This is a genomic window from Micromonospora echinofusca, from assembly GCF_017614955.1.
GTDB classification, from domain to species: domain Bacteria; phylum Actinomycetota; class Actinomycetes; order Mycobacteriales; family Micromonosporaceae; genus Micromonospora; species Micromonospora echinofusca_A.
In genome coordinates, this window is sequence record NZ_WVUH01000152.1 from 1 (window position 1) to 16,454 (window position 16,454).

Consider the following 16,454-nt stretch of genomic DNA (forward strand, 5'->3'; position numbering starts at 1 on the left):
GCGGCGCCGCCGGAACAGCCGGTGCTGTTCTACAAGTCACCGAACACCGTGGTCGGTCCGCAGGACACCGTGCTCATCCCGCGCGGCTCGCAGCGCACCGACTGGGAGGTCGAACTCGCCGTCGTGCAGGCCCACCGGACCGGCCACCGGGAGGGTCAACGTGCTGGCCGCCAGGTCCACCCGGACCGTGGCGTCCCGGTCGTCGGTGTTGGTGTAGTCCGGGTCGCTCTGCCCGAGCACCAGGCCGAGGACGTGCCCGGCCGGCACCACCGCGTCGTACGCGTCGAGCGGGACGGTCACCGTGTACCACCGGTCCGGCAGCAGCGGGCTGGTGAACCGCAGCGACCGGTGGTGGGCCGCGTCGAGCCAGCCCCGGGTCAGCACCGCGTGGTCAGCGGTCACGGTGATCTCGGCGGTGTCCCGGTAACAGGCGTCGTCGACCACGGTCGACTCACCCCAGCAGGACTCGGTGGTCAGCGTCCGGACCCCCTCCGAGGTGAAATGGTCGATCCGCTCGGCGGTGCCGTAGTCGACCAGCCGGGCGGTCAGCTCGGTGGTCGGCCGGTCGACCCGGATGCGCAGCCGGACCGAGGGACTGCCGGAGATCCGCAGGTCCTCGCTCAACGCGCCGGACAGGAAGACCAGCCGACCGGCCCGGGGCACACTCGGCTCGGCCACCAGGTCGACCTCGGACAGCGACTCGTCCCGGTAGCTCCACACCGGACCGGACGCGGCGGCGTCGGCCGGCACGGTGCTGGCCGGGCGCAGGCCGAGCGTACCGGTGCCGCCGTCCCCCGCACCGAGCGTCACCCGTACCGGGCGGGTACCGGGAGCCGGCCAGTCCGCCTCCTCCCGCCAGACCCCGGGGGCGCTCTCCCGGGTGACCCGGGGCTCGGTCATGACACCGTTGGGCAGCTCCTGCAACCAGAAGTCGAACCAGCGGTGCAGGGTGGCCACCCACTCCGCCCGGCGGACGTCGAACGGGTCCTCGTGACCGGCCTGGAACAGCCAGAGCTTGCGGGGCACCCCCTCCTCGGCCAGCGCGTCCCACCACCGGGCGAACTGCGAGGTGGTGACGTTCAGGTCGTTCACCCCGTGCGCGAAGAAGACGCTGGCGCGGACGTTGCCGGCCGCCCGCCGGTAGTCCCGTTCCTGCCAGTACGCGTTGTAGTCCCCGGTGGACTCGGCGCTGTCCGCCCGCAGCCGGGCCAGCAGGTCCGCGCACTCCTCGACCGGCCGGCCGTTGGTGTACCGGTGCAGGTAGGCGGGATAGTCGCTGGCCCGCAGCACACCGCCGAAGCGCATGTAGTCGTACCAGCTGGAGATGGCGCCGATCGGCACGATGGTGGCCAGTCCGGGTACGCCGGTGGCGGCGACCCCGTTGGCCACCGACCCGTCCCAGGACTTGCCGATCATGCCGACCCGGCCGGTCGACCAGTCGGCGGTGACCGGCCGGCCGTCGGCGGTGAACGCCTGCGCACGGCCGTTCAGCCAGTCGACCACGGCCCGGGCGCTGGCCACCTCGACCCGGCCGCCGACGTCGCCGCAGCCCGTCGAACGGGCGGTACCGGCCAGGTCGACGGCGGCGAACGCGTAGCCGCGCGGCACGAAGTAGTTGTCGTAGAACAACGGCGCCTTGGCGATCACCCCGGCCGCGTCGTACGTCTTACGCTCCCCCTCGTTGCCCCGCCCGCAGCACAGGTAGTACGGCGAGGCGTCCATGACGACCGGTACCCGGACCCCGGCCTGCGCCGCCTCGCGGGGCCGGACCAGGTCGACGGCGATCCGGTCGGGCACCCCGTCGGTGTCGGCGTCGGTGGTCGACTGCACCCAGACGCTCTCCCGGATCGCGTCGGCGTACGAGTAGACGGGCACGGTGGCGGCGCCCACGACGTGCGGCGCGGCCGACGCGGACCGGCCGGTGGCCACGGCCGGGGCGGGCTGACCGGGCGCGGCCACGGCCGGGGCGGTGACCCCGACGCTGGCCGGGATGAGCAGCGCCGCGAGCACGGCGGCACCACGGTACCGGCGTCTGGCCGGTGACGGAACGGGCAGCATGATCGTCCTTCCCACGGATCAACGGACCCCGCCATTCCATCCCATCGATGCGAGAATTCCCAGACGCATCGACGAAGGGAATTCCATGCCCCGACGACGCCACCTTGCGCTCCTCCTGGCCACGGTGCTGCTCGGCAGCGGTACCGCGCTGCTCGCCCCCGGTGGCGGGGCCGGCGCCAGCCCACCCCGGCCGCCGGACGAGTACCGGCCGGTACGCGGCCCGTCCGCGCCCGCCGAGTTCCGGTACCTGCAGAAGACGGTCCCGGGGGTGGCGCTGCCCCGGCACGCGTACGACACCGCCGCGCAGGCGGCCCGCCGGCTGCCGCAGGTGGGCGGGGCGTGGCGGTCCATCGGCCCGACCAACGTCGGCGGCCGGGTCACCTCGCTCGCCCTCGACCCGCACCACCCGGACACCCTCTACGTGGCGGCGGCCAGCGGCGGGGTCTGGGTCAGCCGGGACGCCGGCGGGCACTTCACGCCGGCCTGGCCGGACGACTGGACCCAGGCGATGGGCGCGGTGGCGACCGGACCGGACGGCACCCTCTACGCCGGTACCGGCGAGGTCAACCCCGGTGGCGGCAGCGTCACCTACGAGGGCACCGGGCTGTACGCGTCGACCGACGGCGGCCGGCACTGGCGGTACCTCGGCCTGCGCGACTCCGGCGCGATCGGGGCGATCACCGTCGACCCGGCCGACCCGAAGCGGATCTTCGTGGCGGCGGCCGGTTCGCTCTACAGTCCCGGCGGGGACCGGGGCGTCTACCGCTCCACCGACGGCGGGGCGAGCTGGCAGCGGGTCCTGGCCGGGGCGAACGAGTTCACCGGCGCCACCGAGGTGCTGCTCGACCCGGCCGACCCGGACCGGCTCTACGCGGTGCTCTGGGACCACCGCCGCGAACCCGACCTGCGCACCTACGGCGGGGTCGGCTCCGGGGTGTACCGCTCCGACGACGGCGGGCAGAGGTGGCGGCGGCTGGCCGGTGGGCTACCGGCGGCCGGTCCCGGGGTGGGCCGGATCGGGCTGGGCCAGTCCCCGTCCGACCCGGAGCGGCTCTACGCGATCGTGAACACCACGGCCGGGCCGTTCGAGGGTTTCTACGGCAGCACCGACGGGGGCGAGAACTGGACCCGGCTGCCGGCCAACAAGGATCTGACCGACTCGCAGTCCAGTTTCGGCTGGTGGTTCGGGAAGGTCTTCGTCGACCCCGACGACCCGGCGCGGGTACACGTGGCCGGGGTGCCGTTGATGACCACCACCGACGGCGGGGCGACCTGGCGGGCCGACTACGACTCGATGCACGTCGACCACCACGCGATGATCTGGGATCCGCGCCGGCCGGGCCGGGTCTACGTCGGCAACGACGGCGGGGTGTACCGGTCGGACACCGACGGCGACGGCGGCTGGGTCAAGGCCGTCCACCAGCCGTTCATGCAGTTCTACAGCGTGGCGATCACCCCGCAGGACGTCAGCCGGGTGTCCGGGGGCACCCAGGACAACGGGTCGCTGCGCTCCTGGGGCGGGCCGGCGTTCAACGAGTACCTCGGCGGGGACGGTGAGGAGAACCAGATCAACCCGATCGACAAGGAGAACGTCTACGCCTGCTACCAGTACGGGAACTGTTTCTGGTCGGTCGACGGCGGCGACACGATGACGTACTTCGGCAACAAGGTCACCGCCGCCCGGCGCAACTGGTTCACCCCGGTGGTCTTCGACCCGGTGGACCCGGCGGTGATGTACTACGGCGCCAACGTGCTCAACCGCTCCACCGACGGTGGTCGCACCTGGACCGCGATCAGCGGCGACCTGACGGGTGGGCCCGGTCGGGACCCGATCTACACCAACTACGGCACGATCACCACGGTCGCGCCGGCCGGTGACGGCCGGACGGTGTACGTCGGCACCGACGACGGTCGGGTCTGGGTGACCCGGGACCTCGGCACCAGCTGGCAGCTCCTGCTCAGCGGGCAGCCCTGGGTGACCCGGGTGGTGGTCGACCCGGAACGGGCCGACCGGGTCTACGTGACCCTGTCGGCGTACCGGTCCGGATCGGACCGGCCGTACGTGCTCGGCTCCACCGACGGTGGGCGCACGTTCGCCGACCTGACCGGTACGCTGCCGCAGGCACCGGTGAACGACCTGGTCATCGGCCGGGGGCGGACCCTGTATGTCGCCACCGACCAGGGGGTGTTCGTCAGCCCGGCCGGCGGCCGGGTCTGGCTGCGGCTCGGGCGGGGCCTGCCGCAGGTCCCGGTGGACGACATCGAGTACGACGGCACCCACCACCGGCTGGTGGCCGGCACCTTCGGCCGGGGCATCTACGAGGTACCGGTGGCCTGATGCCCGGCACGTGATCCGGACACCGGTACCGGTTCCGGACACCGGTGCCGATGATCCGGACACCGGTACGGGGGCCGGGCGAACCGCCCGGCCCCCGTACCGCTGCGCCGGTCAGCCGTTTTCGGACTGGAGGCGCATGGCGAGCATCCGCTTACCCTGCTCGCCCGCCTTCATGTTGTTCTGCTGGATCCGGCGGAACCAGTCGGCGAGTTCGTTGTCGCCGCTCTTCTCGGCGTCCTTGATGTAGTTGTCCACCCGCCAGGCGTTCTCCAGCACCATCTGCACCTCGTGCACGAGGTCGTAGTTCTTGTCCTTCACGGGACTGGCTGGCATCGCTCACCTCCACAGATTCCGCGTGTGGTCACCGCGGGTTACCCGCTCCGGCCGGTCTCACGCCCCACGCTCGACCGCTTTCACGCGGGCGGTGCACACCCGATCCGCTCGGTTTCCAGGAAGTCGGGCTGTCGGCCCCCACCTGACGACCCGACTTCCTGGAAACCGAGCGGATCACGGGGTCAGCGCGCCCGACATGGTGGCGATGGCACCGCCGATCAGCTCCTGCGACTCGTCCTCGGTCAACTGGTGCGGGCCGGCGGCCACGATCGACGCCGTTGGCGCAGCGGGTCATGTCGTAGGCCGCTCCTACACTTCCGGCTCATGTCTGGCGCATCCGACAAACTCCGTGACGTCATCCGGCAGCGACTGCTGATCGGCCTGTCCGACTGGCCCACCCTGGTCGCCGAGGCCGTCCAGTACGCCGAGGACGAGCAGCTCACCTCCGGCGAACCGACGTCCGGTGCCGGGGGGCAGGCGTCCGCCGACGACCACGGACCGTCCGGGCCGGCAGCGGACGGGGAGGACATCGAGGACCGGGTACGCCGGATCGTGGCCGAGGAGTGGCCACTGCGGCACGCCGTCGAGGCGTCCTGGCCACCGGTGACCGACTGCGACCGGCTGGACGCGGCCTTCGCCGAGCTGAACCGGGTCGGGATCGTCGCCCGGCAGGACTTCACCTGTTGCCGTAACTGCGGCGAGGCGGAGATCGGCGCCGAACTGGCCGACACCGACGAGGGGTACGTCTTCTTCCACGCCCAGGACACCGAACGGGCCGCCGAGGGTGGCGCGCTCTGGCTCCGGTACGGGGCGACCAGCGGTCCGGCCACCCCGGTCGGGCAGCGGGTCGCCGAGACCCTGACCCGGCACGGGCTGCCGGTGGACTGGAACGGTGACCCGGGTCGGGCCATCCGCGTCCCGCTGACCTGGCAGCGCCGGATCGGCCCGTTTCCGGTGCTGCACGCCCGCACTTCCTCCGACGAGTACTACCCGGACCCCTCGGCGGACCTGATCCGCATCCTGATCGACGACGTGACCACCGGCGACGAGGAGTTCTTCATCGTCGAACGGACCAGCAACTCGGCGTACTACGCGCAGTCGGCCCTGGACGACCGCGACCGGTACATCGTCGAGTACCGCGACGGCGGCCCGGACCGGCACTGGCAGGCGGTCACCGCCGACCCGGAGGCGGCCCACGCGGCGCTGACCGGCTGGGCGTTCGGCCTCGACGGCTGGCGGGCCGGCCTGGAGTGGACCCGGCTGGAGCTGGAGTGACCCGCCGGGCCGGGTGGGGCGCCCGACAGGAGCGGGCCGGGGTTACCCGGCGGCGCCGGGCGGGTACCGGTGGGCGCATGGCGGAACTGGAACGGCTGTGGATCGTCCGGCACGGGGAGAGCACCGGCAACCTCGCCGCGTCCCGGGCCGAGGCGGGCGGCGCGGAGCTGATCGACCTGACCGACCGGGACGCGGACGTCCCGCTCTCCCCCACCGGCCGGGAGCAGGCGGTCGCCACCGGCCGGTGGCTGGCCGGGCTGCCGGCGGCCGAGCGGCCCCGGATCGCGGTGGTGTCGCCGTACCGGCGGGCCGTGCAGACCGCCGAGCTGGCCCTGGCCGAGGCCGGTGTCCCGGCCCACCGGGACGAACGGCTCCGCGACCGGGAGCTGGGCATCCTGGACCTGCACACCGCGCACGGGGTGCGTACCCGGTTCCCGGCGGAGGCGGCCCGGCGGGCCCGGCTGGGCAAGTTCTACTACCGGCCGCCCGGCGGGGAGTCCTGGGCCGACGTCGCCCTGCGGCTACGCTCCCTCCTCGGTGACCTGCGCCGGGACCACGCCGACGGGCGGGTCGTGCTGTTCGGGCACGAGGCGTTGGTGCTGCTGCTGCGTTATCTGGTCGAAGGACTCGACGAGCCGGAACTGCTCGCCCTGGCCCACCGGGGCCCGGTCGGCAACTGCGCGGTCACCGGCTGGCACCGGGATCCCGGCGGCACGCTGACGTTGACCACCTTCAACGACGTGACGCACCTGCACGCGCAGGGCACCGAACCCACCCGGGAGGAGGAGGTCCGTGCCGAACCGGTCTGAGCCACGGGTCATCACCCCGGCGCTGCTGCGGGACTGGGCACTGCCGGTACCGGAGGGCGGCAAGGAGGCCCGGGGCACCGTACTGGTCGTCGGCGGCAGCCGGTTCACCCCCGGTGCGGTACTGCTCGCCGGGGTCGCGGCGCTGCGGGCCGGCGCCGGGGTGCTCCAACTCGCCGCCGCCGAGTCCACGGCGGCGGCGCTGAGCATCGCCGTCCCGGAGGCGCTGGTGGTGGGGCTGCCGGAGACCGCCGACGGGGCGGTCGCCGGCCGGCGGCACGACCGGCTGGTCGAGCTGGCCGGGGAGGCGGACGTGGTGGCGGTCGGTCCCGGGCTCAACGACGTCGACCAGACCCGGGACCTGCTGGACCAGATCCTCGACGCCACCGGGCCGGACACCGCGCTGGTGCTCGACGCGTACGCCCTGGGCGCGCTCAGCCACGCACCGGACCTGCTGGTCGGTGCGGACCGCCCGGTGGTGCTGACCCCGAACCTCACCGAGGCGCGGCACCTGCTCGGCCACGAACCCGGCCCCGACCTCGACGCGGAGGCGGCCCGGTTGGCCGAGCGCTACCGGGCGGTGGTGTCGCTGTACGGCCACATCGCCACTGCGGACGGTCAACGCTGGCGGGAGGAGAGCGGCGACGCCGGGCTGGGTACCTCCGGCAGCGGCGACGTCCGCGCCGGGATCCTGGCCGGGCTGCTGTCCCGGGGTGCCGGGCCGGCCCAGGCCGCCTGCTGGGCGGCGTACGCCCACGCGGTCAGTGGTCAACGTCTCGTCCCCCGGTACGGGCGGATCGGGTTCCTGGCCCGGGAGTTGCTCGACGAGGTACCGCACACCCTGGCGACGGTCTGACCTGGCGGCTGCGCGCCGGGCTCCGGCGGAACCCGTGCCGGTGGTGCTGCGGACCCGGCACCGGTCACCCGGCGGAACGCAACCCGTCGACAGGCCGCTTCAATCCGACGACCGGTGGGTTTGTAACGTCGGTGGGACGTGAAACGCTCTCCGGTGGAGGTGGGCACCCGCCCGCCCCCGGGCCGGACCGTTCTCCTCACCAGGGGCACGGTGCCGGTCGTGACGGGAACGGCCCCTTGGAGTTCTTTTGAGAGCAATCCGTCGCACGACACTGGCCGCCGCCTCCGCCCTCGCGCTCGGTGCCGGCCTCGCGGTGACCGCCGCGGTGTCGCCGGTTTCGGCCGCCGGACCGGACACCACCTTCCTCGTCCTCGCCCCCAACGGTGCCTCGACCGGGCCGGCTGCGGCCCGGGTGGCGGCGGCACAGGGCACGGTGGTGGCCGAGTACCCGCAGATCGGTGTCCTGGTCGTCCGGTCGACCAATCCGGACTTCGCCTCGGCGGTCGCCGGGGCCGGGGTCGAGTCGGTGGCCGCGACCACCGGGCTGGGCAGCGCGCTGGACGAGGGCGAGACGGTGGAGGTGGAGTCCACCACCGTGCAGGCCGCCACCGACGCCAGCGGTGAGCCGCTGTTCGGCTCGCAGTGGGACATGCCGCAGATCAACGTGCCGCAGGCACACACGGTGACCACCGGCAGCGCGAACGTCGTGGTCGGCGTGCTGGACAGCGGCATCTCCAGCAGCCACCCGGACCTGGCCAGCCAGATCGCCAAGGACAAGAGTGCGTCCTGCCTGGGCGGTGTGGTCGACCAGACCGAGGCGTCCTGGAACCCGACCAACTCCGACCACGGTACGCACGTGGCGGGCACCATCGCCGCCGCGATCAACGGCGTCGGGGTCACCGGCGTCGCGCCCGGGGTGAAGGTCGCCGCGGTGAAGGTCGTCAACAACGACGGCCTCATCTACCCCGAGGCGGCGGTCTGCGGGTTCATCTGGGCCGCCGAGCAGGGCATGCAGATCACCAACAACAGCTACTACATCGACCCGTGGGAGTTCAACTGCCGCAACGACGTGCGGCAGCGGCCGGTGTGGCAGGCCGTCCAGCGGGCCATCCGGTACTCCCACAACAAGGGCGTACTGAACATCGCGTCCGCCGGTAACTCGAACGTGGACCTGCAGCACAAGTTCGTCGACGACGGCAGCCCGAACGACGGCAGCTACCCGGTCGAGGAGCGGACCATCAACGGTGCGTGCGTCGACCTGCCGGCGGAGGCGCCGGGTGTGGTGACGGTGTCGGCGACCGGTCCGACCCGGCAGAAGAGCTACTACTCGTCGTACGGTCAGGGGGTCGTGGACGTCACCGCACCCGGTGGTGACACCCGGTTCCGTACCCAGGGTGCGCGTTCGACCATCACCGACGCGATCCTGTCCACCACGTTCAACGTGGTGACCCGGACCAACGGCTGGGGTTACAAGCAGGGCACCTCGATGTCCGGCCCGCACGCCACCGGTGTCGCGGCACTGGCCCTGTCGGCCCACCCGGGCCTCACGCCGGGTCAGCTCGCCACGACGCTGGAGCAGACGGCGGACCCGATCGCCTGCCCGGCCGGGGTCTACAACCCCGTGCCGCTGCTCGCCACGAACTACGACGCGACCTGCTACGGCGGGCAGCGTAACGGGTTCTACGGGGCCGGCATGGTCAACGCCGAGCAGGCGGTGAAGTGACCCGCGGCTGACGCGGTAGCCACGAACGGGGCCCGGTGGATCTCTCCACCGGGCCCCACCGTGTTCCCGGCCCGTGGGGCGCTCAGGCGGGGGCGGGCAGGATCTGCCGGAGCTGTCCCGGCGGCCTGCTGCGGCGCCGCCACTCCCGGGGGTAACCCACCGAGACCTCCTCGAAGCGCACCTCGTCGTGGTACGTGGTCCGGGGGATGTGCAGGTGGCCGTAGACCGACACCGAGGCGCGGTACCGCAGGTGCCAGTCGGCGGTACGGGTGGTGCCGCACCACTGCGCGAAGATCGGGAACCGCAGGATCTCGGTCGGCTGACGCACCATCGGCCAGTGGTTGACCAGGACGGTGGGCAGTTCCGGCGACTCCTCGGCCAGGCGTCGGGCGGTCTGCTCGACCCGGGCGTGGCACCAGGCGGCACGGTCCGGGTACGGGTCGGGGTGCAGCAGGAACTCGTCGGTGCAGACGATGCCCTGCTCGTACGCGCGCTTGAGCGCCACCTCCGGCGTCGGCCACTGCGGGTCGAGGAACGAGTAGTCGTAGAGCAGGAACAGCGGTGCCACCCGGACCGGCCCGTCCGGACCGGCCCAGACCGGGTACGGGTCCTCCGGCGTCACCACGCCGAGCTGCCGGCACACCTCGACCAGGTGCCGGTAGCGTTCCTCGCCGCGCAACTGGACCGGATCCCCCGGCGGGGTCCACAGCTCGTGGTTGCCCGGCACCCAGACCACCCGGGCGAAGCGGCGGCTCAGCAGCCGCAGCGCCCACTCCACGTGGGCCACGGTCTCGCCGACGTCCCCCGCCACCAGGAGCCAGTCCTGCGGGGACTCCGGCCGCATCTCGGCCACCAGGGCACGGTTCTCGGCGTGCCCCACGTGCAGGTCACTGATGGCCAGGAGTTTACCGCCGGACGCCGCCGAATCGACCATCAGTCGATCTTACGGAGCGACCGGCGTCCCGGCGAGGAACCGTTCCGCCCGTTGGAACCGGCTCCTCGGCGGGTACCGGTCACCGGTCGGTGCCGGCCCCGACACCGACCGCACGGCCACCGGGGCCGGTCCGGGGCGCAGCCTGGGCGACCCGCTAGGATCGGCCTGGGCCGTGACTGGCGCGCTGGGATGGATCACCATCGGGAAGCGGTCCCGTCATCTGGACGCATGCCGAGCGCCTGGGCCTCTACCGGATCTACAGGAGGTCGCATGTCGTCGCTGAACGCCGAGTCCACCGCCTTCCGCAACGCCCTGGAGGTCGTCCGCGCCGTCGAGCCACGGGTGGCCGACGCGATCGCCGCCGAGCTGACCGACCAGCGCGAGTCCCTCAAGCTGATCGCCAGTGAGAACTACGCCTCGCCGGCCGTGCTGCTGGCGATGGGCAACTGGTTCAGCGACAAGTACGCCGAGGGTACGGTGGGCCGCCGCTTCTACGCCGGCTGCCAGAACGTGGACACCGTCGAGGCGCTGGCCGCCGAGCACGCCCGGGAGCTGTTCGGGGCCGCCCACGCGTACGCCCAGCCGCACTCCGGCATCGACGCGAACCTGGTGGCGTTCTGGGCCATCCTCGCCGACCGGGTCGAGGCGCCGGCCCTGAAGCGGGCCCAGGCCCGCCAGGTCAACGACCTGACCGAGGAGGACTGGTTCGCGCTCCGCCGCGAGCTGGGCAACCAGCGGATGCTGGGCATGTCGCTGGACGCCGGGGGCCACCTCACCCACGGTTTCCGGCCGAACATCTCCGGCAAGATGTTCGACCAGCGCAGCTACGGCACCGACCCGGCGACCGGGCTGATCGACTACGCCGAGCTGCGCCGGGTGGCCAAGGAGTTCAAGCCGCTGGTGCTGGTGGGCGGCTACTCCGCGTACCCGCGCAAGGTGAACTTCCGGATCATGCGGGAGATCGCCGACGAGGTGGGCGCCACCTTCATGGTGGACATGGCGCACTTCGCCGGGCTGGTCGCCGGCAAGGTCTTCACCGGTGACTTCGACCCGGTACCGCACGCGCACATCGTCACCACCACCACGCACAAGTCGTTGCGCGGCCCGCGTGGCGGGCTGGTGCTCTGCCAGCCGGAGCTGGCCGACCAGGTCGACCGGGGCTGCCCGATGGTGCTCGGTGGTCCGCTGCCGCACGTCATGGCGGCCAAGGCGGTCGCGCTGGCCGAGGCCCGGCGCCCCGACTTCGCCGACTACGCCCAGCGGATCGTGACCAACGCGCACGCGCTCGCCGAGGGGCTGCTGCGCCGGGGCGCCACGCTGGTCACCGGTGGCACCGAGAACCACCTCGTCCTGATCGACGTGCACGGGTACGGCCTGACCGGCCGGCAGGCGGAGCAGGCGCTGCTCGACTCGGGCATCGTCACCAACCGCAACGCCGTCCCGCAGGACCCGAACGGCGCCTGGTACACCTCCGGCATCCGGATCGGTACCCCGGCGCTGACCACGCGGGGCCTGGGCACCGCGCAGATGGACGAGATCGCCGAGCTGATGCACACCGTGCTGAGCCAGACCCGGCCGGGCGCCAACCCGGACGGGACCCCGTCGAAGGCGAAGTACGTCCTGGACCCGGCGCTGGCCGAGCGGGTCAGCAAGCAGGCCACCGAGCTGCTCGCCGGGTTCCCGCTCTACCCGACCGTCGACCTGGGCTGACCCGGCCGCCTGCCTCGACCGGGAGGACCCCCGCTGACCGGACGACAGGTACGTCGTCCGGTCAGCGGCGCAGGTGCTCCCGGTGCTGCCGCCATTCGGTGGCCAGCACCGACCAGATCTCGCTGTCCTGCCGGCCGTCCGGTCCGGGGGCGGCGGCCCGCAGCACGCCGTCCCGGCTCATTCCGAGCCGTCGGGCCACGTTCACGCTGCGCACGTTGCGGGCCAGGGTCACCCACTCGACCCGGTCGATGCCCCGTACGTCGACCGCCCAGTCGATGAGCCGGGCGACGGTACGGGTGACCAGTCCCCGGCCCTCGGCTGCCGGTTCGAGCCAGCAGCCCACCTCGCACACGCCCCGCCCGGCGTCGAGGGAGACGAACATGGCTCCCCCGACGAGGGTGCCGTCCCACCAGATGCCGTAGATCCGGGCGTCGTCGCGCGCCTGCCCGTCGGCGTACCGTTGCAGCACCGCCCGGGCCGCGTCCTCACCCTCGGCGCGGAAGCCCGCCCCGACCCAGGGGGTGATGTGCGGCCGTGCCCGGTCGAGGTGGGCGGCGAACTCGGCGGCCCGCCAGGGTTCCAGCGGGGCGAGTACCACGTCGTCGCCGATCGGCAGGGTGAACATCGTTCTCCGTCCGTCCGTGGTGCGGGACGGCTCCATCCTGCCGCAGCAGTCAGCGGACGCTCCGCCCGGCCGGCGTCCAGCCCGGCCGACGCTCAACCGGACGGCGGGACCGGCGTCCGGTCGCCCGCCGACGGCCGGTCCCCCGACCGGCTCCCGTCACCGGCCGGGGGCCGGATGTGGGCACGCGGGCCGACGGCGGTCCCGTCGACGGGTACGTCGTCCAGCACGACCGCGCCGGCACCGATCCGGGCCCGGTCGCCGACCACCACCGGCCCGAGGACGACCGCACCGGCACCGATGGTCACGTCGTCACCGATCACCGGTTCCCCGCTGAAGTCCCGACGACCGACGGTGACCCGGTGGTACATGGTGACGTTGCGGCCGATGCGCACGCCCCGGTGCAGGACGAGCCCGTAGGGGTGGAACAGCCGCAGCCCGGGACCGCAGGTCAGCTCGCGGGGCAGGTCGCTGTTGGTACCGAGCCGGACCACCAGCAGGTTGAGCACCCGGTACGGGACCGCGGCGAGCCGGCGGGGCAGGGTACGCCGGGCGGCGGTCCACTGCCCGAACCGGAAGACGCTGAGCACGAGTCGGGCCAACGGGTCCCGGTTCCGCCGGAAGTCCCACCGTAGGGCTGCGAACACCTCACGAAGAGTAGTGACCGGCCGGTCCGGGTGGCACCGGGCGACGCGGCGGGCGGAGGTCGGATAGCCGACAGCCCACCCGTCGTCAGGCGACCGCCCAGTCGGGTAGCTCCTCCCGGGCGCGCACCCAGTCGGCCGGGACCGCGACCACCCCCGGCCGGTCGGTGAGTCCGGTGTGGGCGGCCACCACCCCGCCGGCGATCGCCCCGGTGGTGTCCACGTCCCCGCCGGCCTCGACGCAGGCGGTGATCGCGGCCGGATAGTCGGCCAGGTGGGTGGCGGCGACCCAGAGTGCGAAGGGGACGGTGTCCTGGGCGGTGGCCCGGGCCCCGTTGCCCAGTTCGTACGCCGCCTCGGCGACCGACCGGCCGAGCAGGTCACGGGCCCGGTGCAGCCCGTCGGTGACCTGCCCCGGGGCCAGTCGGGCGGTGACCGCGTCGAGCAGGGCGGCGGCGGGTGGGCGTACCCCGGCCGACCGGGCGGCCCCGGCGTGCGCGGCGGCGACCGCGACCGCCACCGCCCCGGCGACGCCCTCCGGGTGGGCGTGGGTGACCCGGGCCGAGACGGCCGCCTCGGCGGCGGCGCGCGCCGGGTCGTCGGCGTGGTACGCGCCGAGCGGCGCGACCCGCATGGCCGCCCCGTTGCCGCAGGAGCCGACGCCGCCGAAGGCGGCCCGGGCGGCCTCCTGCCACGGCCGGCCGTCCCGGATCTCGTGCAGGATCACCACCGCGCCCGGCCCGTAGCCCCGGTAGGGGTCGCACCGGTCGGCGAAGGCGGCGGCCAACCGGTCGGCGTCGACCGTGCCGGCCTGCTCCCGCACCGCGGCCACCACCGAGCAGGCCATGTGGGTGTCGTCGGTCCACTCCCAGGGGGCCGGTGGCACCCGGCCGGCGGCCAGGTCGGCCGGCGACCGGCCGGGGACGAAGAACTGCGCGCCCAGGGCGTCGCCGACGGAGAGCCCGACCAGGCTGTCCCGGCACAGGCGCAGCCGGGCGGCAGTGGACAGCGTACGGGTCATCCCGGACAGTATGCGTGATCGAAGTATTTCTATCAGTCACCGTTGCCGGCGACACCACCCCGGACTACCGTCCATGATGATGGACGTCGATTTTATCATCGTCGGGGCCGGGATCGCCGGGGCGAGCGCGGGTTACCACCTCGCGCCACACGGCCGGGTCGCGGTGCTGGAGATGGAACAGGTCCCCGGCCACCACTCGACCGGCCGCTCCGCCGCGCTCTACTCCGAGTACTACGGCGGGCCGGTGGTCCGGGCGCTGACCCGGGCCAGCCGCGACTTCCTCACCACCCCACCACCGGGCTTCACCGCCCATCCCCTGCTCACCCCGAGAGGCGTGCTGACCCTCGGCCCGGCCGGCGCGGAGAAGGAGTTCGACGACGCGCTCGCCGCCGGGGCGGACGCCTCGGAACCGGCGTACGAGATCGACCCGGCCGAGGTACCCCGGCACTGCCCGATCGTGCGGCCCGGGGCGTACCGGCGGGCCATGCACAAACCGGCCGCCCAGGATATCGACGTCGACGCCCTGCACCAGGGCTACCTGCGCGGCCTGCGCGCGCACGGCGGTCAGGTGCTGCGCTCGGCCCGGGCCACCACGTTCACCCGGACCGGCGGCGGCTGGCAGGTCGACACCGGCGAGGGCCGGTTCCGCGCACCGGTGGTCGTCGACGCCGCCGGGGCCTGGGCCGACGAGGTCGCCGCACGGGCCGGGGTACGCCCCCTCGGGCTCACCCCGCTGCGCCGGACCGCCTTCCTGGTCGACGGCCCCGCCGGCACCAACGTCAGCCGGTGGCCGATGGTCGCCGACGTGACCGGCACGTTCTACTTCAAACCGGAGTCCGGGCACCTGCTGGTCTCCCCGGCCGACGCCACCCCGGTACCGCCCGGGGACGCCCGCCCCGACGACCTGGACGTGGCGATCGGCGCCGAACGGGTCGAGGCGGCCACCACCCTGACCATCCGCCGGGTCCGGCGGGCCTGGGCCGGGCTGCGCACCGCGGCCCCGGACGACGTACCGGTGGTCGGGATGGCACCGGACGCACCCGGTTTCCTCTGGCTGGCCGGGTTGAGCGGGTACGGGGTGCAGGTCGCCCCGGCCGTCGGTCGGCTGGCCGCCGCCCTGGTGACCGGCGGCGCACCGGATCCGGCCGGGTGCGACCCCGCCGACCTCGCCCCCGGCCGGTTCGGCTGACCGGCCGACCGGCCGACCGGCTGACCGGCTGACCGGCTGACCGGCCACTTCTGCTGACCGGCTGGTCCCGCCGGACGGCCGGGGGCGAGGTCGGACACCGCCGGCTCAGCCGGTGGAGCGCGGTGCGGCCGGTACCCGCCGGGTCGCCGTACCCAGCGAGGAGAGCAGCGCGGAGACCACCGCCAGCGCCAGCATCACGTAGAACACCGCCGGGTAGCCGGCGAGGCTGGCGACCAGCCCGGCCAGCGGCCCACCGGCGGCGATGCCGATGTCCCAGAACGAGGTGAACGCACCGAGCGCCGCCCCCTGGTGCGCCGCCTCCGTCCGGTTGATCACCAGCAGGGCCAGGGACGGGAAGAGCAGCGACAGGCCGGCGCCCATCACCAGGCCACCGACGACCGCCACGACCAGGTTCGGGGCGACCGCCACCAGCAGCAGCCCGACCGCCTCCACCAGCGCGGACCAGAACGCCACCCGGCCCGCGCCGAGCCGGTCCGGCAGGCCACCGGCGAACAGCCGTACCCCGACGTAGGTCAGGCCGTACGCGTTGAACGCCGCGATGCCGTTGGTGATGCCCCGTTCCCCCAGGTGCAGGGCCACGAAGGCGGCCAGCGCGGCGTACCCGAGCGCGGCCAGCGACAGCGCCACCCCGGGCAGGACCGCCGAGGCGGGCAGCAGCCCGGCCGGACGACCGGCGGGAGCCGGCTGGGCCGGCCGGGGCCGGCTGACCACCAGTACCACCCCGACCAGGGCGAAGGCCACGCAGAGCAGCCACACCGCCGGGTACCCGCCCAGCCGCAGCGCCACCGTGCCGAACAGGGCCCCCAGGGTCACGCCCAGCCACATGTGGATGCCGTACAGGCCGACCACCCGGCCCCGCCGTTCCGGCGGGCAGAGCGCCACCAGCCAGGCCGCCCCGGCGGTGTAGACCGCGCCCTCCCCGAC

The 16,454-nt window shown here is 73.7% G+C and carries 13 protein-coding genes, 2 pseudogenes and 1 riboswitch; of the genes and pseudogenes, 8 read left to right on the forward strand and 7 right to left on the reverse strand.

Annotated elements, in window-relative coordinates:
• Positions 1-48: 48 nt before the first annotated feature.
• A pseudogene (locus GSF22_RS36145) lies at positions 49-105 on the forward strand (hypothetical protein); the annotation flags it as partial.
• A 93-nt stretch (positions 106-198) separates the two neighbouring features.
• Here GSF22_RS36145 and GSF22_RS18010 read toward each other — a convergent pair.
• A pseudogene (locus tag GSF22_RS18010) lies at positions 199-2,058 on the reverse strand (Xaa-Pro dipeptidyl-peptidase); the annotation flags it as partial.
• 85 nt (positions 2,059-2,143) lie between these two features.
• Here GSF22_RS18010 and GSF22_RS18015 point away from each other — a divergent pair.
• Entirely contained in the window at positions 2,144-4,396 is a 2,253-nt protein-coding gene (locus GSF22_RS18015; protein WP_208814787.1) for a WD40/YVTN/BNR-like repeat-containing protein, read from the forward strand.
• A 111-nt stretch (positions 4,397-4,507) separates the two neighbouring features.
• Here the strand turns inward: GSF22_RS18015 and GSF22_RS18020 are convergent, their stop codons facing one another.
• A complete protein-coding gene (locus GSF22_RS18020; RefSeq protein WP_208814788.1) occupies positions 4,508-4,729 on the reverse strand; it encodes a hypothetical protein in 222 nt (73 codons plus the stop codon).
• A gap of 324 nt (positions 4,730-5,053) precedes the next feature.
• Between GSF22_RS18020 and GSF22_RS18025 the strand changes: the two genes are divergently transcribed.
• The 4 genes from GSF22_RS18025 to GSF22_RS18040 all read left to right on the forward strand — a co-directional run bounded on the left by GSF22_RS18025 (position 5,054) and on the right by GSF22_RS18040 (position 9,389).
• The gene (locus GSF22_RS18025; protein ID WP_208814789.1) at positions 5,054-6,004 is read left to right on the forward strand and encodes a DUF6891 domain-containing protein; all 951 of its coding nucleotides are present in this window, start codon (positions 5,054-5,056) and stop codon (positions 6,002-6,004) included.
• A gap of 77 nt (positions 6,005-6,081) precedes the next feature.
• Positions 6,082-6,813 (forward strand): histidine phosphatase family protein, encoded by a 732-nt coding sequence (locus GSF22_RS18030; protein WP_208814790.1) that lies wholly within the window; start codon positions 6,082-6,084, stop codon positions 6,811-6,813.
• Positions 6,797-7,666: an NAD(P)H-hydrate dehydratase gene (locus GSF22_RS18035; RefSeq protein ID WP_208814791.1), complete on the forward strand. Its 870-nt coding sequence runs from the start codon at positions 6,797-6,799 to the stop codon at positions 7,664-7,666. Before GSF22_RS18030 ends, GSF22_RS18035 begins: the two co-directional genes overlap by 17 nt.
• A gap of 247 nt (positions 7,667-7,913) precedes the next feature.
• The gene (locus tag GSF22_RS18040; protein ID WP_208814792.1) at positions 7,914-9,389 is read left to right on the forward strand and encodes a S8 family peptidase; all 1,476 of its coding nucleotides are present in this window, start codon (positions 7,914-7,916) and stop codon (positions 9,387-9,389) included.
• 82 nt (positions 9,390-9,471) lie between these two features.
• Here the strand turns inward: GSF22_RS18040 and GSF22_RS18045 are convergent, their stop codons facing one another.
• Positions 9,472-10,323: a metallophosphoesterase family protein gene (locus GSF22_RS18045; protein WP_208814793.1), complete on the reverse strand. Its 852-nt coding sequence runs from the start codon at positions 10,321-10,323 to the stop codon at positions 9,472-9,474.
• Positions 10,324-10,485: 162 nt separating this feature from the next.
• Positions 10,486-10,575: riboswitch (ZMP/ZTP riboswitch) on the forward strand.
• 18 nt (positions 10,576-10,593) lie between these two features.
• Between GSF22_RS18045 and GSF22_RS18050 the strand changes: the two genes are divergently transcribed.
• On the forward strand, positions 10,594-12,033 hold the full coding sequence (locus GSF22_RS18050) for a glycine hydroxymethyltransferase (RefSeq protein ID WP_208814794.1): 1,440 nt from the start codon (positions 10,594-10,596) through the stop codon (positions 12,031-12,033).
• Positions 12,034-12,094: 61 nt separating this feature from the next.
• Here the strand turns inward: GSF22_RS18050 and GSF22_RS18055 are convergent, their stop codons facing one another.
• From GSF22_RS18055 to GSF22_RS18065, 3 genes are all read right to left on the reverse strand, one after another.
• The gene (locus tag GSF22_RS18055; protein ID WP_208814795.1) at positions 12,095-12,658 is read right to left on the reverse strand and encodes a GNAT family N-acetyltransferase; all 564 of its coding nucleotides are present in this window, start codon (positions 12,656-12,658) and stop codon (positions 12,095-12,097) included.
• 92 nt (positions 12,659-12,750) lie between these two features.
• Positions 12,751-13,302 carry a serine acetyltransferase gene (locus tag GSF22_RS35735; protein WP_208814796.1) on the reverse strand — a complete coding sequence of 184 codons (552 nt, stop codon included), beginning with the start codon at positions 13,300-13,302 and terminating at the stop codon, positions 12,751-12,753.
• 85 nt (positions 13,303-13,387) lie between these two features.
• The gene (locus tag GSF22_RS18065) at positions 13,388-14,320 is read right to left on the reverse strand and encodes an ADP-ribosylglycohydrolase family protein (RefSeq protein WP_208814797.1); all 933 of its coding nucleotides are present in this window, start codon (positions 14,318-14,320) and stop codon (positions 13,388-13,390) included.
• 79 nt (positions 14,321-14,399) lie between these two features.
• Here GSF22_RS18065 and GSF22_RS18070 point away from each other — a divergent pair, with 79 nt between their 5' ends.
• Complete coding sequence (locus GSF22_RS18070; protein WP_208814798.1) at positions 14,400-15,509, forward strand: NAD(P)/FAD-dependent oxidoreductase; 1,110 nt, start codon at positions 14,400-14,402, stop codon at positions 15,507-15,509.
• 105 nt (positions 15,510-15,614) lie between these two features.
• On the opposite strand, the gene GSF22_RS18075 is transcribed toward GSF22_RS18070, so the two are convergent.
• On the reverse strand, positions 15,615-16,454 hold an 840-nt coding region (locus GSF22_RS18075), incomplete at its 5' end, for an MFS transporter (RefSeq protein WP_208814799.1).